The organism is Pantoea sp. WEP, assembly GCF_041678305.1.
Classification (GTDB): Bacteria; Pseudomonadota; Gammaproteobacteria; order Enterobacterales; family Enterobacteriaceae; genus Pantoea; species Pantoea dispersa.
Window position 1 is genome coordinate 3,586,374 of the sequence record NZ_JBGNXB010000001.1, and the last position, 19,816, is coordinate 3,606,189.

Consider the following 19,816-nt stretch of genomic DNA (forward strand, 5'->3'; position numbering starts at 1 on the left):
GATTAACCGTATTCATAAAGAGTCCGGGAAGTGCCAGGGGAATAATTCAACGATTTACCTTAACTGAGTCTGGATCTAATCCAGCCGGCGCTTTCATCATGGCACCGGGTAAATAGTTTTCAGACCGGCCTCTGCAGCCTCGCGGCTGAAAGGCGGGACAGAGGTATGCGCCATACACTGCGATGAGGAAGATGTTTCATTATGTTAATTTCTTGACGCCAGACACATTAATAACCCACGCTTTAAAAGCATACCCAGCATGATGACTGGGTTAATTTATCATTTACCAGACGTTATTAAGGATTAATTATGGTTGATAAAACAGAAGTTCTGGACCATGCTCAGGTAGTGGACGTTAACGGCGAGCACGTGGGTGTTGTTGACCACTTCGAGGGTGATGACAAAATTAAGCTGGCGAAAAGCGACCCGGAAGCTGGCGGTCAGCATCACATCATCCCCTTCAGCTGGGTTAATGAAGTGGATGACAATAAAGTCATTCTTTCCAAATCTAAAGATGAAGTTGAAAGTGAGTGGCAGGCTGTGTAACGAAACGCCGCGGCTGTTATGCCGCGGCTAATTTTTAAAGCGTTATTGTATTGACCGCATATTCCCCTGGTACTGAACACATCAGTTTTTCTCACGCATTTATATTCTGTTCTACACCCGGCGACTCCGCCACACAAAACCAATATTTTACTTCTTATCCATATGACAGATTTTTCTTCTGGTGAAGGCGCCTTCTCCGTCTACATTCAGTCCTGAGGTTGTTATTTTCCCGAGAAGGAGGATTTGCTGTGTTCTATCACGACGATGAGAAAGGCCATCTCATTATCGGAGAGGCAGCGGTCAGCCTGGCGAGCGCCGGCCAGGACAGTACGGTAGGGTCCCTGAGAAAGGAGCTCGCCGTGATGGCCGAAGCTGACGTCAGCGACGAGAAGCTTGCGGAAATCTTTGATGCCAGACGCTGGCTGCAGGGTTTCCGTCAGTACGGCAGTCGCGAGCAGGCTGAGCTGCACTGGATGACGATGACGGGTCAGGAAAACGACGGTTAGAACGACCTGGAACGTAGAACGGCTCTGGCCGGGACACGACGATGAAAAGCCAGCCTCGCATCGGGCGCGCTGTGCGCGTGCCGGCCGGAGAAACTGTCAGGGATGCCCCCCTCCGCCCTTCGTAAGATAAGTTATTTATCCTCATGATTTATAATGATTAGCATTTTTTGCTAAAAAATTCATTTCACCGTCAAAAATATTTCTGTACAGGTTTTTATTTTTTGTATAACTTTCCGCGCATCATCACCCGATGACATTTTAACCATTATCTCGAGAGAAATGACTATGCGCCAGAACAGCATGCAACCTGATAATGCGGGAGACATTGCCCGTTATTTCACTGACGCCCAACTCCCTTCGCAGCAGGCCATGCTGGGGCAGATCGTGGTGGAAATCCTGCGCAGCGGCGCCGCCCTCAACCGGCCGGCCATCTGCGCAAAGCTCGTACGTCGCCTGGAGCTCGCGGGCAGCGCAGAAGAGGAGCAGCTCTGCCGCACGCTGATTGGCCTGCTGTTTGGCCGGGAAGAGGCTCTCTGAATCAGGTATCTGCCCACAGCAGTGCCTTCTCCGGCGTGGATATCACATCCGGTCATGCATGCGGATGTAACGTCAGCCAGCCGCGTCAGCGGCGGCAGGTACAGGAAAGCGTCCCTTTACTGACACCCGGGAAGTGGTATGTACAGAAACAAAACTGAAATGCTTATGGACCACGTTATCGGTGAGGCCGTCCTCGGTCTGCTCAGCGAGAATGCACCGGTATCGGGTGCAACGGTTGCCGTCAGGCTGATCGAAATGGCCGCGCGTGAAACGCATCCCGACAGGGCTGAGGCCCTGAAACTGGCGCTTGATGAGGTCAGTGCGGCGCTTCCTGGCGCCCGGCTCGTACAGAGTCCGGAGTCGCTGTTTATGACAGAGGATGCCCCTCCGCCAGGCACGCGCCGGCACTGACCGGTAACGTATCTCCGCCACGGGCGGAGGCAGAACGGAGTCTGAAGACAGCCCGGGCGCCGGCGGCGCCCTTCTCTTTATCTGTCCCGGATGATGGGTTATGCAGCAGAACAAAACCGAAGAAGAAATTCTCAGTGTAATTAATCAGCGCGGCGATCAGCTGGCCGCTGAATCAGAAATCATCAGCGCGGTATTTGCACGCCTGAAGGCTCAGGGCGGACGCGTGCTGCGAAAGGACGTGATACTCAGCCTGATAGCAGAGCTGGAGAGCACCTCTGACGTCGTCAGGCTCGATGTACTGCGCGGCGCGCTGGAGATGGTTGTGGGGTATTCGCGAGAGGAAGAGGACGCTTAGTCCGGTTCGGCAATGAAGCCACAACACTGATTGTATGAGGCCTGCTTCGCAGGCCTTATCTGCTTAAGCGGACGGGTTAATGAGCACCTGTATCTCAGGAAGAGCCAACGACCCGCTGGTTTATTCCTGAACATTACGATTCTGAGTCAGTGAAGGCGCTCTGCCAGCAGGCCGATAGCGGCCAGACAGGCTTTTTTCTTTCAGAGCTCGGGGGCGCTGATGCTCATCCGCCACAGTGCTGCTGAGAGATGCTGTATGGATATCCTCATCGAACAGGATCAGGCAATGGGATTGCCACAAACAGAATTTATTTCGCCGGGTGCGCCTTTCCTGAAATAACGTTTCCTGCTTTTCTGCCGATATATATGCTGAAAGTTTTTATTATTTTCAGATTTCATAAAGTATCAGTCACTTACAATGGCAGGAATTACAGATGACGATTACACAGCGATTATTGCTCACCTTTTCACTCCTCTCAGCCGCGCTGGTCGCGATGGTCATCGTGGCCGTCATGGTTGCCGGCGGATTTCAGTCCCGCTTTCAGTATGTGCAGGAAAATACCGTTGCCTCACTGCTGGACCTGGGCAAGCTGGTAGACGGCAGTAACTCCCTTATTATCTGGCTTTACCGCCACCAGAGCGCAACAGACCCGCGGCGGCAGGCTGAAGTCGAAAAGAAAATCGATGAAGCTATCAGTAATATCAAATCACTGAACCAGTATTACCTAAATAACGACATATCGAGCGAGGAGGACCGGCAACTGACAGAGAAGGCGTTCTCCACCATCAAACAAGTTGAATCGTCGCTTCCTGCATTTCTTGCTGGCTCACGCGCACAGAATGACGCCGTTGCACTGGGAGCGCTTCAGAGCAATGACGGCATTGGAGAAGCTGCCCGCCAGCTGATTGCTGGCTACCAGAAACAGCTCAAACTGAATGTGAACATTGGTAGTACTCTGCGTAAAGAAAATGACCGGACTTATCAGATGACAGTCTGGAGCCTTGTGGGTGGCTCAATGCTGGCCATTTCCATTCTGGCCTTTTTTGCGCTGAAAACTATTTTCGCTATCCGCGGACAGCTCAACGGCATGCGGCAGACTATGGAAATCGCCAGCCAGCAGCTTGACCTGACTCTCAGGGTGGACGAGTCGCGCCGGGATGAAATCGGCCTGACCGCAAAAGCGTTTAATCATCTTATTGAAAACGTCTCAGCCTCGCTGTCGAAGGTCGAGGCTTCTGCACAGTCGGTCAGCTCAGCCTCTGCGCAGATAGCAGCCGGTAATGAGGACCTCTCTTCACGAACCGAGGAGCAGGCTGCCTCGCTGGAGCAGACGGCGGCAAGCATGTCAGAGCTGAGTGAGACCGTACGTCAGACCGCAGAAAACACACAGCTTGCCAGTCAGCTGGCGAAAAATGCCCGCGATATTTCTGAAGACAGCGCCAGCCGGGTGCGCACGCTGTTGGGCACAATGGGTGACATCAGGGGGAGCTCTGCAAAAATTACGGATATTATCGGGCTCATTGAAGGGATTGCGTTTCAGACCAACATTCTGGCCCTGAACGCCGCCGTCGAGGCCGCGCGTGCCGGGGAGCAGGGCCGTGGTTTCGCTGTGGTCGCCGGCGAAGTCCGCAACCTCGCGCAGCGCTCCTCTTCTTCCGCCCGCGAAATCAAGGAGCTGATTGAGTCATCCATGGGCTTTGTCGAAGCCGGAGCGACGCAGGCTGAGGGTGTAGGAGAGAATATGTCCCGCATGAACGACGCCGTGCGGCAGGTCACCGACCTTGTCGATGAGATATCCGTTGCCGCCAGTGAACAATCTCAGGGTATCGGGCAGGTCCATATTGCCGTAAACCAGATGGATGACGTGACGCAGCAGAACGCCGCGCTGGTTGAAGAGGCTTCGGCCGCGTCACGCTCGCTGATGGAGCAGGCGGCGGCGCTGAATCAGCTGGTCAGTGCCTTTACGCTGGTTCCCGATTCGGGACAGTCAGACACTGTGCGCGCTCAGGCAACACGGCCGATAAGGACGGCTGCTGCATTACGTCCCACCCCTGCCGTTGCGGCAGCGGGAGATGATAACTGGAAGAGCTTCTGAGGCAGCAGTTACGGTTTCTTAGACTGAAACACGGGGCAGGGACCCTTCCTCAGCCTTTCAGCGTTTTTACGTTATTGGCGTGGTGCCTGCCGGCCAGAAAAAGTACATCGTCGCTGCGCATATGTCTGGCCTGCGCGTACCGACATCTTTAGTGTGCCTTATCAGGGGACAAATAACAGATACTGCGACTGATTGTGCTGATGGCTTCCTCCCGGAAGCCGGTTTTTATCAAACTGACCAGACAGAAAATGTCAGGCATGAACCGGTGGCAGTAATCACGGCAGACTGGCGCGGTGTCATGCCTGCATCTGCAGTTATGGAAGACGTTGTGAAGCGCGTTACGGTCAGGGCCGGTCAGCCCCTGAAAACGTCAATGAGATAAACGGACTTACTCGTGGAGTGTGGCCATCGGATTAATCACCTTATTCGTATAGGTCTGCTGGCGTAAAACTTTAAAGCCCGATCTGCCGGAAGCATTTACTGCTTTTCATGTCGCTCAACGTCCTGTTCGGCCTCTTCGAGCTCGGACATCAGCGCCGCAAGGTCAACCACTCCGGCGGCCGGATTACGGCTCGCACGCCGGTAGCGCAACCTGAGCGCACAAAGACGTATCAGCGCTTCGCGGTAAGGTGTGGCAGCATTTTTCATCGGGATGCCTCCTGTCAACTCAACCTTTTGGGTTTTATCACTCCCAACCTGACGCTGTCACGCAGGCGTAAAGCAGGTGACGGCGGCGGAATAGATAAGCGTGCACGGTGTCACAGAACAATGTGGGGCAGCAGCGAGTACAGCCGGAAACGATGTGGCGGGACACATGGCAAAAAGTAACCCGGGATCAAGGCTGGATTTCACATAACCGGTCTTACGCTGGCTGTGTAAAGGGCGGACCAGAGTCCACAAAGTGCTTACTGATATTGCGGAAAGCCGCCATCCATGATACGGGAAAACATTATATGAATATATTACGCTGTCGAGAAAGTGATGCCAGGAAGTGTCTGATTCACTGATTTTTTTACACTGACTGCGCCACTATCGTTTCAGCCGGTACAGTTTATCCTGAATTATGGCCCGCTGAGCGCGCATTGCTGTAAAGCGCGCTCCGCTCACATCACGGTACCCTGAATACCATCAGGAGCCGTTTTATGTCAGCCGCCACAGGGTGGGCCCTTTACGGAATATTTCCTGACGGTCCGCCGTTTATCCACAGACATTCTGCCTGACACGCCGGTCAGCTTCCTGGTGTCTGTCCGGGAGGGGCACTTTCCCTGCCGGAGGTCACGGAGCCCGATGTGTTCGCTGATACTGGCCTGGCACGTGCTATCAGCTCTGCCGCAGGGCGACCTTTCGGGCACCGTCAGCGCCGTTTTCACGCACGGCCGGCCGGGACGTGTGGCGCTGGCACCCGGCGGTCTGGTGCTGGCCCTGCCGTTGCGCGGAAGCGGTATCGGCACCTGGCTTGTGCAGCAAGCTTGCGCATGGGCCGTCACGCTGGCGGCGGCTACACGTGTTGAGGCTTCCGGGTTTGCCCCGGCTGAACCGACTTCATCAGTGGAGCAGATGCGGTTAAGTAAGGCAGTTGCGGGAAAGGGCGGTCTGGATTACAAAGTAGCCTGGCTGCGCCTGCAGCGTCGGTGGAAACGTCAGCCTGATAGTCGAAAGCCCGGAAGCGGTCCTGCGGGACTTCTGGCAGAGGTGCCCGCCACCAACTTCGAGCTGGCGAACTATGAGCGTCTGACCCGCTGCACAGGACCGGCCGGGGTCTGCTGTTACCGGGCTCGCTGCCCTCACTTCTGCCCGATAAGCTGGCGCACGGGCTGATGGGCCGCTGAGGGCGCCGTTTTATCAGCTGTGCTTCAGCGTCTTACTGTCACCCTCCGCGCTGAGCAGCGCCTCAAACGCCACCGCCGTCAGGGGTCTGCACAGCCCGTTCCCCTGCATGATGTCGCACCGGGCGCCTGTTACGTACGCCCGCTGCTCCGCGTCTTCCACACCCTCGGCCGCCACGCTGAGCCCGAGGCTTTTCCCCAGCGCCGCGATGGCCCAGAACATCATCCGCACGCGCATGCTGGTGCCGAGCTCAAGCGTCAGCGACTTGTCAATCTTGAAGCCGCTGACGAAGCCGTGCCGCAGCAGGCTGATGGCGCCCAGCGTGCGGCCGTAGTGATCGATGACGAACGCGGCCCCCGTGCGCCGGATGGCCGCAAACTGTGCCGGCATTTCCTCAACGAGTCCCGTCAGCAGCGGCTCGTCCACCTCCAGGTCCACAAAGGTGGCGTCGCCGCCCGCGGACTCGCGCAGCACGCTTTCCAGCCCGGGACCGGAAAGCTGGCGCGGGAACAGGTTAACGCTGACCCGCAGCCGCGGGCAGCGGACCTGCCACTGCCGGACCTGCGCCAGCGCGGTGCGGATGACCCAGTCGCCGAGCGTCACGGACAGCGGGCTTTTCACCAGCATATCCATAAACTCGGCTGGCAGCAGCAGGCCGCGGGCCGGATGCTGCCAGCGCACCAGCGCCTCGCAGCCGAGCAGGCGGCCGCTGCCGGCGTCATAGCGCGGCTGGTAGTGCAGGATGAACTGCTGCTGGCGTACCGCGGTTTCCAGCTCGCGTTCAAAGCGCCGGCGCCGCTGCTCCGCCGCCAGGAATTCGGGCCGGAACAGGACGCTGCAGCCCTTGCCCGACGCCTTGGCCCGGTAGAGCGCCAGGTCCGCCGCCGACATCACCGACGAGGCGTCTTCTCCGTGTTCGGGATAGGCGGCAATGCCAGTGCTGGCCCCGACAATCACGGGGGAGCCGTGGTAGCTGAATGGCGTCTGCACGGCGGCAATCAGGCGCTCCGCCTTCAGGCTGGCACCGGTACTTCCGCCCGGCAGCAGGATGATAAACTCGTCGCCGCCGAGCCGGGCCGCAGTGACCGCCTCCGCGCACACCAGCCGGATCTGCTCCGCCACGTGACACAGCAGCGCGTCGCCGGCGGCGTGCCCGAGCGTGTCATTGACCTCCTTGAAGCCGTCCAGGTCGGTCATCAGCAGGGTGTAGGGCACGCCGGCCTCGGTCAGCTGCCCCAGCTGCTGCATAAAGGCACCGCGGCTGGCCAGACGCGTCAGCATGTCCAGCGAGGCGAGCTCGCAGAGGCGGGCCTCACTCTCGTGCCGGGCGGTAACGTCGCGCACAATCATCCCCACCAGGCGTTCGCCGCCCTCCCGCCAGCCCGAGAATGACACCTCGGCCGGAAACTCCCGGCCGTCGCGCCTGAGCCCCCATATCTGCAGCGTGCGCGGCTGCGAAATCGCCGCCTCGTCGGCCGTCAGGCGCTCCAGCTCGTTGCGGTAGTCGGTCTGGCAGCGCTCGGGAATAAGCCCGGCCACATACTGGCCCGCCATCTCCTCCGGGCCGTAACCGAACATCGCGGTGGCAGCCGGGTTCCAGAAGGTGATGCCCCGGCGCAGGTCGGTGCAGATGATGGCGTCCGGGGAAGTGGCCGAGATGGACTCCAGCCGCTGCTGGCTGGCGTGGCGCAGCACCTCGAGCCGGTGGACCTCCATCCGGTCCATCACCAGCGCGGCGATGTCGGCCAGGTGCTGCCGGTCCGCGTCCGTGAGCGGCGGGCGCGGCTGCGTGTCGGTCAGGCACACGGTGCCGATATGGTGGCCGTCCGGGGTGGCGAGCGGGATCCCCGCGTAGAAGCGGATGTGCGGGTAGCCGTGCACCAGCGGGCTGTCGCGAAAACGCGGATCGTCGAGGGTATCCGGCACGCAGAGGATCTCCCCCTGCGCCAGCGTGTGGTCGCAGAAGGCGACGCTGCGGGCGGTGCCAGTGATGTTCAGCCCGTAGCGGGACGCAAAAAGCTGCCGCTGGTCGTCAATCAGCGAAACGAAGGCGGTGGGCACGCGGAAAAGGCGCGCGGCGAGCGTGGTGAGCCGGTCCAGCGCGTTTTCCGGCAGCGCTTCCGCCTGCTGATAGGGTGCCAGCGCCGCAAGACGGGTCGCTTCGTGGTCTGATGTCGGGCGTTTCAAGGTCTGTCCCCCCCCGGGTCGAATGAGCTGTGGCCGGCATGACACAGCAAAAAGGGGACACGTTCAATCAGACGGGGCCGCAGAAATCCCTGCCGCCCCGCCGCCGGAAGAAAGGCCCGTCAGCTGACCCCGCCGCGGGCGGAGTCAGGGATAACAGTGACGCCCGGCTGTCCGGGCATCACGAAAACGTTACTTCAGGACCACTCCTGGCCGCGTTTCAGCGCAGCAGGGAGGCGCACCGCAGGCAGATTACGCAGTCGGGATGCCGCAGGCGCGCGGACTGGAGCGCGTGCCTGAGCGAGTAAAACGTGCCGAGAAAGCGGCCCCCGTCGGCCTGCGCCAGCTCGCCACAGCCCGCGCAGTGCACCTCTTCAATCGCGGGGCGCCCGCATCGAACTGCATAGTAGTACTTTCCGCTCATGTCCTTATCCTTTTATCGGCCGGGCCCGCCTGAACTTCAGGGGGCTCAGGGAACAGAGCCTGCTACTTTTTCTTTTGCGGCACAAGGGCATAGTGCGGGTGACGCCCGGCGAGCAGCAGTAGGAACTCGTACTCTCCCTGGCTCAGGGGGGCGGGATTTTTCGCCGCCTCCTTCATCTGCCAGACGCGCAGGCTGAGCTCAAACCGCTCGGCGGCGGCCTCCTGCGACAGGCCGGCCGCAAGCCGGAGCTCGCGGACGTCGGAACCGACCGCGACGGGCCGGTATAAAAGCTGATTTCCCAGAAGACACTCCTTTCGCGGGCAGGCGGACCACAACGGGCCGTCAGGATAAAAAATACGGGACACGCCCCTGATACATCACATTATCTTAATATTTATTCCGTAATGCAATGCGCCCTGAATCGATCGCGGGATAGTCAACCGCAATTACCTGATTTATTTCTATAACGCTAAACCAAATCAGCCGCTCAGCGCGACAGGCATAATATCCATACACCCAGGAATCCTCTCCTTTTTTTACGAAATCCTGACAGAGGGATTAATCCGGTGTTTTCCTGATTATTATTCGCCAGGATAGGCAGGGCTTGCCGGCGGCCGTATTTATTGTGCCGCCACACCCTGTACTGATTAAAAGGATAACCTGATGAAAAACCGCGATTATATTCAGCGGCGGGTACCCGCCGACCTGAGCCGCATAGACATCCGGGAGCAGTGGCAGATCACGTTCTGGACGCTGGAACTGCGCACGACCCAGGAGCGTCTGACCCGGGCCGTGCGCGAGGCGGGCCCGGAAGCCGACCGCGTGCGGGCGTGGCTGGAGAAAAATCCGCCCCCCCGCACGACGCGTTAATGATGCCTGAAGGCCACCCAGTCGCCTTCAGGTGGCGGCGTCGCCCGGCGCGGGCTGACCGGTGAAGCGGACGCGGCAACAGCCACGTTGCCTTCTTCTACAGGCAGTGTAAAGCGGGTGATGGCGCCGCCCAGCGCGATCGTCTGCCCATTCAGGTTGCCCGCGGTGGCAGAAACCTCCTGCACCAGGGTGGCGTTCTGCTGCGTGACGCGGTCAAGCTCCGCAACCGCCAGCGTGACCAGCGCAATCCCTTTGCTCTGTTCTTCCGAAGCCAGGGCAATCTGTCCGATCAGCGCGTTGACCTCACCGACGCCGTGCAGCACCTCGCTCATGGTGGCACCGGCGCTGCCGGCAGCCCGTCGCCCGTCGCTGACGCGCGCCACGGTGTCGGCAATCAGGCCCTCGATCTCTTTTGAGGCGGCCGCGCTGCGCTGTGCCAGCGACCGCACTTCGGCCGCCACCACGGCAAAGCCCCGCCCCTGCTCCCCGGCGCGGGCGGCCTCAACGGCGGCGTTGAGCGCCAGGATGTTGGTCTGGAAGGCAATGCCGTTGATGGCAGCGGTGAACTGGCGGATTTTTTCTGAGCCCTCCGCGATGCCGCTCATGGCATCAACCACGGTCTGCACCTGCTCCGCGCCCCGCTGCGTGGTGCCGGCGGTGCGTTCTGCCAGCTCGCGCGCCTCGCAGGCGTTTTCCGCGTTGTGTGCCACAGTGGCGGTAATTTCCTCCATGCTCGCCGCGGTCTGCTCCAGCGCGGCGGCCTGAGTGGCGGTCCGGTCGGACAGGTCGGCGTTGCCGGCCGCAATCTCGCCAGCCTCGCGGTGCAGGATCGCCGCGTTGTCGCGGATGGCCGCCACCGCGTCCAGCAGGCTGTGCTGCATCTCACGGACCAGCGGCACCAGCTGCCCGACGCAGTTGCGGCCCAGGTCTTCCGGCTCGCGCGTGAGGTCACCCCCTGCGATAATCTTCAGGTGCGCGCGGATTTTCGCCACCGGGCGCACCAGGTGCACCACCAGATAGCGGTCACAGAACGCCAGCAGCGCGGCAGCGGCCAGCAGCGCGCTGCTGAGAATCACCTCCAGCCGGTGGCGCCCGGCCATCACCGGCGCGTCGTCGGCCGCGAGCTGCTGCGTCAGGCTTCCGAGCCGCTCGCGGCCGGCGGCCGGATAACGGTCCGGCGCACTCAACGCCGCGCGGTAGCCGTCCCACGCCGCCTCCGGCGGAACGGCGGCCAGCAGGGCCGTCTTCTCGGCTGCGGTCCCGCCCTGCATGACGAGGCCGGCGCGGGCCAGAAAGGTCAGCTGCCGGGTCAGCGCGTCGGCGTGGTCGGCGTGGCGGTACATTTCGCGCAGCGTCAGCGCGCTCCAGGCGCCGGCGACCGCAACCATGCTAAATGAAACAATCATCATCCACAGCACGACGCGGCGGATGGTAAAATGTCTGAGTAACTGCATGAGGTTTTCCCCGGTGTTGTTATTATTAAATAACAAGAGGCGTTATCGTTTGTTTTAATTACGCGCGTGATTAAGTTGCGCACTACATTTATTTGGCAAGAGTCTGGCAGGTATTATTCAAAAAGGACACTGACGGACGATAAAATAAAAGAATCGCGCTGCGCTAAATATTTTGCTAAAGAAAATAAACATGACATCAGACCAGGAAGCGCCTATAGTAAGCACCATAAGAAAGTTTTAATCGCTTTTCCCTTTCGCAGTTATTGCCTTTTACACCGGTCCGTTACCGTCCACTTTCTCTTTATAATTTCGCACCGGAACCAGGCCGGTGCGGAGGAACCCATGCTGATGAATATTAACGGCGACAGCGATCGCCGCGCGCGGGCGCTGAAAGCACTGCGCAGCCCCGACGAAAGCCGCGACGACGTGCTGCGCAAATTTGTGCGGCTGGCGAGCCAGGCGCTGGGTATCCCCGGCAGCTTTATCTCCGTGCTGGACGACGAGCACCAGCACGTGCAGGCCGCCCACAACTTCGCCCTCACGCGGTCCTCGCGGCAGGACTCACTCTGTCGTCACGCGGTGGACAACGACAGCCCGGTGGTGGTGCCCGACACCTGGCTGGACGCCCGCTTCGTCACGCACCCGCTCATCACGGGCGCGCCCTACATCCGCTTCTATGCCGGCGTACCGCTGAAGAACCGCGAAGGCATCGTGCTCGGCACACTGTGCGTCACGGACACTGCCCCACACCCGTTTGGCGCCGGGCAGGTTACCACCCTGAAGTTGCTGGCCGCGCTGGTGATGTCGTTTCTGGAGGCCTGGCACTCCGCCGGCTTTGCCGACCCGGTCACCGGCCTGCCCAACCGCCAGCGCCTCATCCGCGACCTGCAGTATCTGGCGGCGGCGGGGGACAGTACGCCGCGCCGGCTAGTGCTGATTGACTGCATCGACATGCCGCGCGCCTATGAACTCGCGCGCTCGATGGGCATGGGTCCGGTAGAGAGCCTGCTGAAGGATGTGGCCACGCTGCTGCCGCTGCGGCTGCGTCCTGCCACCGGCGAGCTGCTCTACACCGTTGCCACCGGCCGCTTTGCCGTACTGACGCGTAACGACAGCCGGCTCAGCGCGGACTGGGTGGCGGGGCGTCTGGAGGGGATCAGCGCCGACCTGGGCGACGGCATCGCCGTGGCGCTCAGCACCCACACCGGGGAGGTCACCTTCACCCCGGGCGACATTCCGGCGCAGGAAGCGCTGCGTCGCGCGGTCAGCGCCCTGCACGAGGCCATCGGCCGGGACGTGCCCGCCATGCGCTTCAGCGAAGCGACCGATTCGCGCCATACGCAGGACTTTACCCTGGTGAACGACCTGGCCGCCGCGCTGCGGGAAGACAGGGGGCTGTGGCTCGCCTTCCAGCCTAAAGTCTGCCTGCAGAGTGGCCTGCCGGTGGGGCTGGAGGCGCTGGTGCGCTGGCGCCATCCAGTACGGGGCGAACTCTCGCCCGCCCTGTTCGTGCCGCTGTCTGAGCAGACCGAGCTGCTCAGCGCGCTGACGGCCTGGGTGACAGACCGCGCGATCGCGCGCCTTGCCCGCCTGCGCAACAGCTGCATCCAGCTCCCGGTAACCATCAATGTCAGCAGCAGGGACTTCTCCCGCGAGGGATTTGCCGACGCGCTGGAGGCAAAGATGCTGAAGGCAAAGCTGCCCACTTCGCTGCTGGGCATTGAGTGCCTGGAGACCGAGCGCATCATCGAAAGCCCGGCGGCAATGCAGGGGCTGGAGATGCTGAAGCTCAGGGGCTTTGGCATCTCGCTGGACGACTTCGGCACCGGCTACAGCAACATCAGCTACCTGCGGCGCATGCCGCTTGACGTCATCAAGCTGGACCGCACGCTCATCAGTGAAATCTCGTCAGACACCGCCTCGCGCATCATCGCGCGCAGCATTATCGCCATGCTGAAGGAGCTGGACTATACGGTGCTTGCCGAGGGGGTCGAGGATGCAGAAACGGTTACCGCACTCACGCAGTACGGCTGCGACCAGGCGCAGGGTTTTTTTTATTCCCGGCCGCTGCCGGAAGGGGAGCTCGACGAGTGGCTGGGCTGGAAGCTGCGCGGGCAGTGCTGACGCCGGACGCGCAGGAACAGGCTACCGTGCTGAGGGAGGACTGCCCGGGAATTCGCCATGACCGCATCACGCATCAGCATGTCACAGGGGCAGGTTGTCTCCGGCATACTGCTGAGCCATTCCCAGCGCTCCTGCGGATCGAACTGGCCACCGGCACCGGCTACACCAAACCAGTCGGCATAATGCACGGCCATCAGCTGCGCCATTATCTGCCGGGCTGAAAACGGAATGGCTTCCCATTTCAGCGCATCGATGCCGGACTGCAGCGTGATTTTCTCCATGCGGGAGAGCGTCTTCGTGTCCAGCCACGCATCCTGCTCCAGCAGCTCGATAAAGTGATGGAATGCCTGGTTAGGTGAATTCTGCGCCCCCGTACCTGAAGCGGTCAGCATCGGATACGGCGCATAGTCCACGGCCCTGACAGGCTTAAGTATGCCGGCACAGCCAGCGAGAAACAGTTTATCGCCTGCCGGACGGCATGGCGGTAAAGCGGTTTTTCCGTGCCGGCAATCCAGGGCTGCATAACATCAAGGCAGACTGACTTACCGGTGATTTCCAGGCGGTTCTGGCACCATGAGAACATTGTGAAACTCCTCTTGTCGGTTGAAACGAAAAGAGGGCATCTCCCTGAGGAAGATGCCCTCAGGGAGATGATGGCGGCCGCAGCCGCCGGATCAGATTATGCCGCCTGTTCCGTATTACGTTTCAGGGGCGCAATTAAATATTCCGAAGCTTCCCGGGCGAACCGGCAGGCACGGAAAATTGCCCGTTTATCTTCCCGAAGTGCTCTCAGCCAGCCGGCAAGATAGCTTTCGTGCTGCACGTCGCCGGTAATACCGAGCTCCGCACAGAGAAAGGCGCTGCCGGTTTCCGCTATCAGCTCTTCGAACGCATAAACCGGGTCACCAAACTGCCGTGACGATGAGGTAATGCCTTCCCGGTTCAGGCGGCTGCCGTGCCCGGTGGCATGCACCAGTTCATGCAGCAGGGTGGACCAGTAGTCCGCCTCCGTCCGGAACTGCGATACCGTCGGCATGACTATGCGGTCAGCGCCCGGCCGGTAATAAGCGCGGTCCTGCCGGCGGTGATCGCACCCAACTCCCGTGGAGCTGAATATCTGCTGTACCTGATTCAGCTGTACCGCGCTGAGTTCAGACGGGGATTCTGCCGGAACAGAAACCACACCTTCACCGCTGACGAATTCAGGCAGGCCCTTACACTGTTCAACGTTGAACAGCTGCAGTTGCTTCAGCATGGTCAGTCGCTCCATAACCGGCTCACCGTCCCGGAACAGCAGATTATCATTGCTGTCCGTGGCCTGTTTCTCAAACGGTTTGTAGATAATGGCCAGCGCGCTGGTTTCATTCTTCCTGACGTGACCTCCCGCAGTTTTAGCCTGCAGGAAAGTCAGCCAGCGATCGGATATATAACCGTGTTCTTCTGCGGCCATCCATAGCAGGGGAACGTTAACCCCGCTGTAGGCACGGCCGGTTACGGCATTGACCGGCAGGCAGCTGCCGTGCACGTTCTGAGCCGAACGCCACGGGCGCCGCCAGGGCGGCACGCCATTTTCCAGCGCCACAATGATTTTATCGGTGACCTGCTGATACAGGTCGGTAGTCTGTACTGCTGCCGCTTTGGATCGCGCTGTTGTCTTTTTCATGAGATGCATCCTTTGAAAACGGGGCGCATCCCGGCCGGTGGCGGACGATGCGCCACCGGTGAGTGGAAAAATCAGTAAAAACGTAATGAGCCGTCGGCCATAACCGAACGAATACGGTCACGTACGCTCGCGACCGCACAGTCAAACATCTCCCGATCGGCGGGTTTCGCCCGCTTTGAATCAAGGCGAATGACCTGGTCGAGAACATGTAGTGCCTGCGAACGCCAGCTGAGAAGTTCAGCATTACCTACACAGGCATGAAAATGGCGCAGCGACTGATCGTAAAGCCAGCGGGTCCGGTCACGATATTCGCTCACCGGTACATACACCTTCAGCGGTGGATGCGTTTCCACATGAAGCGTCAGCGCATTGTTCAGGTTACTGATCACGGGTTTGATGAGCAGATCATGCTGGTCATTCAGCACAGCATCAAACATGCTCTGCGCAATAAAGGTCTGAAAGGAGAATTCCCGTTCGGGTATCAGTGAGTCAGCAAGTTCTGACCAGTCTGCATCCTCCGACGGATTACACCCTGCAGCCCAGGCTTTCAGCCACTCTCCGGGATGATTGTCATCAGGTACACGAAGATAAATCCCCAGGTTCTTTTCAAGTATCAGCGGGCCCTGCATACCCAGGTTCTGTGTGAAAAGCGGACGAAGTTCAGCAGAAGTAAAACGGATCATATTTCCTCCGGATAAAAGAAGGAGGAAACCTCCCCGGGAGGGAAGGTCCCTCCGGGAAGTGTTAATCAGTAAAAACAGATTCAGTCGAAACGGTAACGCAGTCCGGCCATTTGCTGCGCCATCTGCCGGCCCGCCCGTAAAGCCTTACGTGCGGATGCAAACTTACCTGCGCTGCCAAGTTGCTGATACTGCCAGTCACGCGAACTGTAGCCTGTTCTGCGTGAAATGATGGCGGTAAACCCCCCTTCAGACTGAACGACCTCGGCGCGGAAACTACTGTGTCCGCTGCGGTTGGTGAACCATTCAGCCTGCTGCTGACGCATTGCCTCTGCAAGGCAGCTGAGGGCGCGCGATGTGCGGGTGATAAGTAACAGCATTATACTGCTCATGGTTTTCTCCTTAATGAATGCGGAGAAAACCATCACCGCAGATGCAGGGAGGTTGTCCCCGCATGGGTTAACGCCTTTGTCATAAATGACACTGGCGTCTGGTTAATGACTAACCGAAGTGATGATATAAAGCGTTATCCGGATCGTCCGGATTAAAGGTTCGGCTGGCAGGAATGTTAACTGTCATGGCGCAACCGCAGGCTGGGTGATAACGATGACGGAAACGATGGATGTAGCGTTTTCCAAACCACAGAACGCTTTTTTCCACTGTCTCCATGTACTGCCAGACTTCACCGTCATTATCAGCAACAGCCGGGTCCTGAAGGGCGCGGTTGGACCTGTGCTTTGCCAGCCTGCTCCACATCCGGTGCCATTCGCTGCTGTTATGTTTAACGAGTAATAACGTATTAAATGCCAGTGTATTCACAGGTAAATCCTCTTCAGTAAAAATAAGAGGATTTATCTCCGTATGGAGAAAATCCCCATACGGGTTAAGTGCATCACCTCAGAAATCTGCATCGCTATTTTCCATAGACAGAAAGCATTTTTCGTCTTTGACTGCACTTTTGTAGAAATATGTCCAGGCCTCTTTATCAATACCTTCTGCCATGCGGCAAAGACCGTTAAAGAATGCCTCCCATGATTCAGGTATAAGCTTCCGGACATGCAGTTCAGCCAGGTCCCTGGCGACCGCAGCCATTTCCCAGACGTAAAACGGAAAGCCGTCGTCATTTGTCCCGGTATTCAGGCCAAGACGACGAAGCGCTGCGATACTCAGCAGCTTGCCCTCTGCTTTGGCCAGTGCGACTTTGTGAGCGGTACGCTCGCTGGCACGATGATAAAATCTGCAGTGAGAGTTAAATCGTTCATTGAGGATTCCCTGAAGCGTCGGGGAAATCTGTCCCTGACGGGGACAGAAGTCCCGTGAGGGTGAAAGATTGTTCGTTTAATAAGGCAGTCAGGCGCTGTCAGAAAAACCGGCGCTCTGATAAAACATTTTGCGCGCTTCTTCTGTAGCGTCGTCCAGTTCTTTTTCCTGGCGAGACAGGGTAACGCCCTGGTGAAAAGCGGTATTCCAGTGACGACTGTGAACATTTACCCCCAGGAGCGTAAGCTCGGTCACGGCCTCTTCGACAAAGGTGTGTCTTATGAAGCAATGCTCAGTTGCAAAACCTACGGTATGTGCGACATATCTGAGAAAAGTCAGGTAGTCAGGAAGGCCGTCAGCAGGAACCTGAGGATCGGCGTCAACCATGAGTTTGTAACCAAGACGTACGTTAAGCTGAGTTTTAACGTAATCCACCATGATTCTTGCAGAAGCGGGGGAATCACAATTCAGTAACGTGAGCGGATTGATCATTCTGGTGTAATGCATGGGTACGATTCCTTATGAAAAAAGGGAACCGTCCCAAAGGGAAAGTATCCCTCAGGGTGAGAATCAGGCCAAAAATGGCTGATGAGTAAATAAGATGTTCAGGAGAGTGAAGCGAAGTAAAAAAGGACCTTAACCACAGGGGTCTCTGTTTTCAAAGGTTAAACAGATTTGTAACCGCCCGAAAGCGCCATCTCTCAGGTTGTGATGGCATTGGCATGTGATTACCCGAAGGCGTTCCTCTCAAATCACCGGAACATTGGCAGTTGTCAGAGACAACGTTAGCAAAATAAGCGTACACAATTCCCGCACCTCAGGCAAGAGTGTCAACGCAAAGATCTCCCCGCATTATTTTTCTCTCAGCACAATCCTGAAAGTTTCAAACAGTGCGCCCTGAGTGAAGTACAGACAGGCATCAGTACGGGTGAACCTGTCACCATAATGGGCATAAGCCTCCTGTAAACAGGCTACCTCGCAATGTCCCCTGTCGATAATGCGTGAAATGTTTACTTTAAACCCTAAAAGCACGCGACAAATAATCGAAACCTCACCAGAAATAAAACCATGCTTAATCATGAAGCTCAACCTTGTTATAAATACGCGCCACATAATGCCCCCTGCCATCGCCATGTCCCAGATCCATTGATGCAAGAGCCTGTGCCTCTTCTTTAGTAAAACCTTTTTTCATATGGAGATTCATAACATCAACAGAGTACGCATAACGTAAACTATGGGGTGCATATTTACCGGTTAATCCTGATTCACGGACGACATTGCGATAGCGTTCAATGGCCGTGTGTAATGATGGTTTATCGATTAACTTTCCATTATTTTCACTCAGATGTTTAAGAGACGCATTGATTGCAGCCAGAGTCGCATCACGATCTAATACCGTGGTATCTCTTGGACGCCCTCCTTTTGTACCGAATACAATGCGTATTTTTTCGTCCCCATTCAGTAACGCTTTTTGCCAGGTACGCAATGATTTAGCAGACTGAACTGTTTCTTCCGTTCTTAAACCGAGTAATCGGGATAGCCTCATTGCGCAGGCAATGCCCTCATCCTTTTGCTCTACACTCGTTAATACCTGCCGAAAATAAGTATCGGGAATGGCAACCTTCGTTCCGTCCCGGCTCGTTTCCGAAATGCCCAGGGCCTGGTTGCTCAGTTTTTCATGAGAAGGATTAGCCATGAATGTCTTTCCTGCAACCCGCAGTAAAGCGCGGATCGCCGCCATTTCATTTTGAAGAGTGCGCCTGGAAATTTCTTCTGAAAGGCGACTTTTCATATACAGTTCGATATGCGACGTTTTAATTTTCTTGATATCTCTGATTTGAACATTAAGCCTTAATAAACGTTCGGCAAACCTGTCAGCAATTTTCATTCGGTCAGAAACAGTTTTAAAACTTCCCCCCGCCTGTCTGGCAAGCGTTTTAAGATTTTTATTCAGTTTTGCCATAATCCCCCCTCCACTTAAACAGGTGTCAGTGCTTTTCCGTCTGTGTGAACGGAAAAGCACTGACACCGACTGCACCACAGCTACAGACGATGAATTTCACCCCGACGGCACGGTTTATTGTTGCGCTTCCTGCGTCTCGACAGATATCTGTGCATCGGGGCGGCGAAATGTTGAGTTATTGCGAAGCTCCCCAGGTCTCTGACCTGTTCGCGGTTTGCACCGGGCTGAAATGAATCAGTCTGCTTCCACACACCAGTGTGTTGACTGGTGTCGCCATCGATATCGTGTCGATTTTCTCCTCTTTTAATGAAGTCCCTGGCCGTTTTTACGGTGAAGACGTTTGATTGATAAGTGAACAAACCGTGAATGAAGCACGTCTTTAAGGCGCTTAAAACCTTTGAGTACGTGTTGGTCAGTTGGTAAAGAAGTTGTTTAAACGGCAGTGCGTCAGCGCTGCCTGTTGTGCGCTGCGCGCGTCACTTGGTACTCGTTTCACTCGAACGCAAGTGACGCCGCGCTCCTCTGCTCTCAATGCAGTCGTGGAAGATGCCCAAATGTTCCAAATGGTCATACCCACGTCGCAAAGTTTGCAACCGGAATTCAGCGTCTGAACGAAAGAGTAAACGTTGGCGAAAAACGCCGTGGAGATGAAAAAGCCCTGAACAGGCATTGAAAGAAAAGGACCTTCGTCGTTGTGCGACCTCCGTTTTCAAAGGTTAAACGGAGTTACCGCCCTAAGGCACCGTCTCTCAGGTCATGACGGTTTTGGCATGCAATCACCCGAAGGCGTCCCTCTCAGATTGCCGGGACATTGGCATGTTGCTTTACGCAACGGTACAACGAGGGAGATGTTAGATCGAAGCATGATCCTTTTACAAGTTAAATGTCATAGCCTCATGTGAATCATATAAGATAAC

General features: G+C 57.4%; 19 protein-coding genes and 1 pseudogene. 8 read left to right on the forward strand and 12 right to left on the reverse strand.

All coding sequences use genetic code 11. The annotated features are described in order from the left end of the window. The first annotated feature begins 309 nt into the window (after positions 1-309). From ABVR31_RS16800 to ABVR31_RS16825, 6 genes are all read left to right on the forward strand, one after another. Positions 310-546, forward strand: coding sequence for a DUF2171 domain-containing protein (locus tag ABVR31_RS16800; protein ID WP_372773548.1), 237 nt, complete (start codon positions 310-312; stop codon positions 544-546). A gap of 248 nt (positions 547-794) precedes the next feature. After that, positions 795-1,052, forward strand: a complete 258-nt coding sequence (locus tag ABVR31_RS16805) for a hypothetical protein (protein ID WP_059009454.1) — start codon at positions 795-797, stop codon at positions 1,050-1,052. A gap of 285 nt (positions 1,053-1,337) precedes the next feature. Then, a complete protein-coding gene (gene ycgZ, locus ABVR31_RS16810) occupies positions 1,338-1,589 on the forward strand; it encodes a regulatory protein YcgZ (protein WP_222985824.1) in 252 nt (83 codons plus the stop codon). 138 nt (positions 1,590-1,727) lie between these two features. Beyond that, positions 1,728-2,000: a hypothetical protein gene (locus tag ABVR31_RS16815; protein WP_059009459.1), complete on the forward strand. Its 273-nt coding sequence runs from the start codon at positions 1,728-1,730 to the stop codon at positions 1,998-2,000. A gap of 100 nt (positions 2,001-2,100) precedes the next feature. Then, complete coding sequence (locus ABVR31_RS16820) at positions 2,101-2,355, forward strand: biofilm development regulator YmgB/AriR family protein (RefSeq protein ID WP_222985823.1); 255 nt, start codon at positions 2,101-2,103, stop codon at positions 2,353-2,355. Positions 2,356-2,788: 433 nt separating this feature from the next. Beyond that, a complete protein-coding gene (locus ABVR31_RS16825; RefSeq protein ID WP_372773551.1) occupies positions 2,789-4,450 on the forward strand; it encodes a methyl-accepting chemotaxis protein in 1,662 nt (553 codons plus the stop codon). A gap of 477 nt (positions 4,451-4,927) precedes the next feature. Here ABVR31_RS16825 and ABVR31_RS16830 read toward each other — a convergent pair whose 3' ends face one another. The 3 genes from ABVR31_RS16830 to ABVR31_RS16840 all read right to left on the reverse strand — a co-directional run bounded on the left by ABVR31_RS16830 (position 4,928) and on the right by ABVR31_RS16840 (position 9,187). Further along, the gene (locus ABVR31_RS16830; protein WP_176428074.1) at positions 4,928-5,098 is read right to left on the reverse strand and encodes a hypothetical protein; all 171 of its coding nucleotides are present in this window, start codon (positions 5,096-5,098) and stop codon (positions 4,928-4,930) included. A 1,194-nt stretch (positions 5,099-6,292) separates the two neighbouring features. Further along, positions 6,293-8,419 (reverse strand): putative bifunctional diguanylate cyclase/phosphodiesterase, encoded by a 2,127-nt coding sequence (locus ABVR31_RS16835; RefSeq protein WP_372774076.1) that lies wholly within the window; start codon positions 8,417-8,419, stop codon positions 6,293-6,295. 528 nt (positions 8,420-8,947) lie between these two features. Beyond that, positions 8,948-9,187 (reverse strand): hypothetical protein, encoded by a 240-nt coding sequence (locus ABVR31_RS16840; RefSeq protein WP_059009563.1) that lies wholly within the window; start codon positions 9,185-9,187, stop codon positions 8,948-8,950. A 361-nt stretch (positions 9,188-9,548) separates the two neighbouring features. On the opposite strand from ABVR31_RS16840, the gene ABVR31_RS16845 reads away from it, so the two are divergent. After that, positions 9,549-9,755, forward strand: coding sequence for a DUF3606 domain-containing protein (locus ABVR31_RS16845; RefSeq protein ID WP_045814937.1), 207 nt, complete (start codon positions 9,549-9,551; stop codon positions 9,753-9,755). Here the strand turns inward: ABVR31_RS16845 and ABVR31_RS16850 are convergent. Then, positions 9,752-11,209, reverse strand: a complete 1,458-nt coding sequence (locus tag ABVR31_RS16850; RefSeq protein ID WP_372773553.1) for a methyl-accepting chemotaxis protein — start codon at positions 11,207-11,209, stop codon at positions 9,752-9,754. The two genes, ABVR31_RS16845 and ABVR31_RS16850, sit on opposite strands and share 4 nt — an antisense overlap. Before the next feature lie 342 nt (positions 11,210-11,551). On the opposite strand from ABVR31_RS16850, the gene ABVR31_RS16855 reads away from it, so the two are divergent. Then, on the forward strand, positions 11,552-13,333 hold the full coding sequence (locus ABVR31_RS16855; RefSeq protein ID WP_372773555.1) for an EAL domain-containing protein: 1,782 nt from the start codon (positions 11,552-11,554) through the stop codon (positions 13,331-13,333). 71 nt (positions 13,334-13,404) lie between these two features. On the opposite strand, the pseudogene ABVR31_RS16860 reads toward ABVR31_RS16855, so the two are convergent. The 8 genes and pseudogenes from ABVR31_RS16860 to ABVR31_RS16895 form a co-directional block, all read right to left on the reverse strand. After that, positions 13,405-13,916, reverse strand: a pseudogene (locus ABVR31_RS16860) (DUF1281 domain-containing protein); the annotation flags it as partial. A gap of 96 nt (positions 13,917-14,012) precedes the next feature. Beyond that, entirely contained in the window at positions 14,013-14,996 is a 984-nt protein-coding gene (locus ABVR31_RS16865; RefSeq protein WP_372773557.1) for an ArdC family protein, read from the reverse strand. A 71-nt stretch (positions 14,997-15,067) separates the two neighbouring features. After that, positions 15,068-15,679, reverse strand: coding sequence for a hypothetical protein (locus tag ABVR31_RS16870; protein ID WP_372773559.1), 612 nt, complete (start codon positions 15,677-15,679; stop codon positions 15,068-15,070). A gap of 80 nt (positions 15,680-15,759) precedes the next feature. Then, positions 15,760-16,068 carry a hypothetical protein gene (locus tag ABVR31_RS16875; RefSeq protein ID WP_059009494.1) on the reverse strand — a complete coding sequence of 103 codons (309 nt, stop codon included), beginning with the start codon at positions 16,066-16,068 and terminating at the stop codon, positions 15,760-15,762. Positions 16,069-16,177: 109 nt separating this feature from the next. Then, the gene (locus tag ABVR31_RS16880; RefSeq protein WP_372773561.1) at positions 16,178-16,495 is read right to left on the reverse strand and encodes a hypothetical protein; all 318 of its coding nucleotides are present in this window, start codon (positions 16,493-16,495) and stop codon (positions 16,178-16,180) included. 531 nt (positions 16,496-17,026) lie between these two features. After that, positions 17,027-17,443 carry a hypothetical protein gene (locus ABVR31_RS16885; protein WP_372773563.1) on the reverse strand — a complete coding sequence of 139 codons (417 nt, stop codon included), beginning with the start codon at positions 17,441-17,443 and terminating at the stop codon, positions 17,027-17,029. 345 nt (positions 17,444-17,788) lie between these two features. Next, entirely contained in the window at positions 17,789-18,016 is a 228-nt protein-coding gene (locus ABVR31_RS16890) for a hypothetical protein (protein ID WP_059009506.1), read from the reverse strand. Next, positions 18,009-18,899 carry an integrase domain-containing protein gene (locus ABVR31_RS16895; protein WP_372773565.1) on the reverse strand — a complete coding sequence of 297 codons (891 nt, stop codon included), beginning with the start codon at positions 18,897-18,899 and terminating at the stop codon, positions 18,009-18,011. The genes ABVR31_RS16890 and ABVR31_RS16895 overlap by 8 nt, the downstream gene beginning before the upstream one ends. Positions 18,900-19,816: the final 917 nt, after the last annotated feature.

Coding starts and splice junctions, on each gene's coding strand:
- ABVR31_RS16870 (WP_372773559.1), bottom strand. CDS start 15,679: ATGATCCGTTTTACTTCTGCTGAACTTCGTCCGCTTTTCACACAGAAC.
- ABVR31_RS16850 (WP_372773553.1), bottom strand. CDS start 11,209: ATGCAGTTACTCAGACATTTTACCATCCGCCGCGTCGTGCTGTGGATG.
- ABVR31_RS16875 (WP_059009494.1), bottom strand. CDS start 16,068: ATGAGCAGTATAATGCTGTTACTTATCACCCGCACATCGCGCGCCCTC.
- ABVR31_RS16845 (WP_045814937.1), top strand. CDS start 9,549: ATGAAAAACCGCGATTATATTCAGCGGCGGGTACCCGCCGACCTGAGC.
- ABVR31_RS16885 (WP_372773563.1), bottom strand. CDS start 17,443: ATGCATTACACCAGAATGATCAATCCGCTCACGTTACTGAATTGTGAT.
- ycgZ (WP_222985824.1), top strand. CDS start 1,338: ATGCGCCAGAACAGCATGCAACCTGATAATGCGGGAGACATTGCCCGT.
- ABVR31_RS16895 (WP_372773565.1), bottom strand. CDS start 18,899: ATGGCAAAACTGAATAAAAATCTTAAAACGCTTGCCAGACAGGCGGGG.
- ABVR31_RS16865 (WP_372773557.1), bottom strand. CDS start 14,996: ATGAAAAAGACAACAGCGCGATCCAAAGCGGCAGCAGTACAGACTACC.
- ABVR31_RS16815 (WP_059009459.1), top strand. CDS start 1,728: ATGTACAGAAACAAAACTGAAATGCTTATGGACCACGTTATCGGTGAG.
- ABVR31_RS16855 (WP_372773555.1), top strand. CDS start 11,552: ATGCTGATGAATATTAACGGCGACAGCGATCGCCGCGCGCGGGCGCTG.
- ABVR31_RS16830 (WP_176428074.1), bottom strand. CDS start 5,098: ATGAAAAATGCTGCCACACCTTACCGCGAAGCGCTGATACGTCTTTGT.
- ABVR31_RS16825 (WP_372773551.1), top strand. CDS start 2,789: ATGACGATTACACAGCGATTATTGCTCACCTTTTCACTCCTCTCAGCC.
- ABVR31_RS16820 (WP_222985823.1), top strand. CDS start 2,101: ATGCAGCAGAACAAAACCGAAGAAGAAATTCTCAGTGTAATTAATCAG.
- ABVR31_RS16890 (WP_059009506.1), bottom strand. CDS start 18,016: ATGATTAAGCATGGTTTTATTTCTGGTGAGGTTTCGATTATTTGTCGC.
- ABVR31_RS16800 (WP_372773548.1), top strand. CDS start 310: ATGGTTGATAAAACAGAAGTTCTGGACCATGCTCAGGTAGTGGACGTT.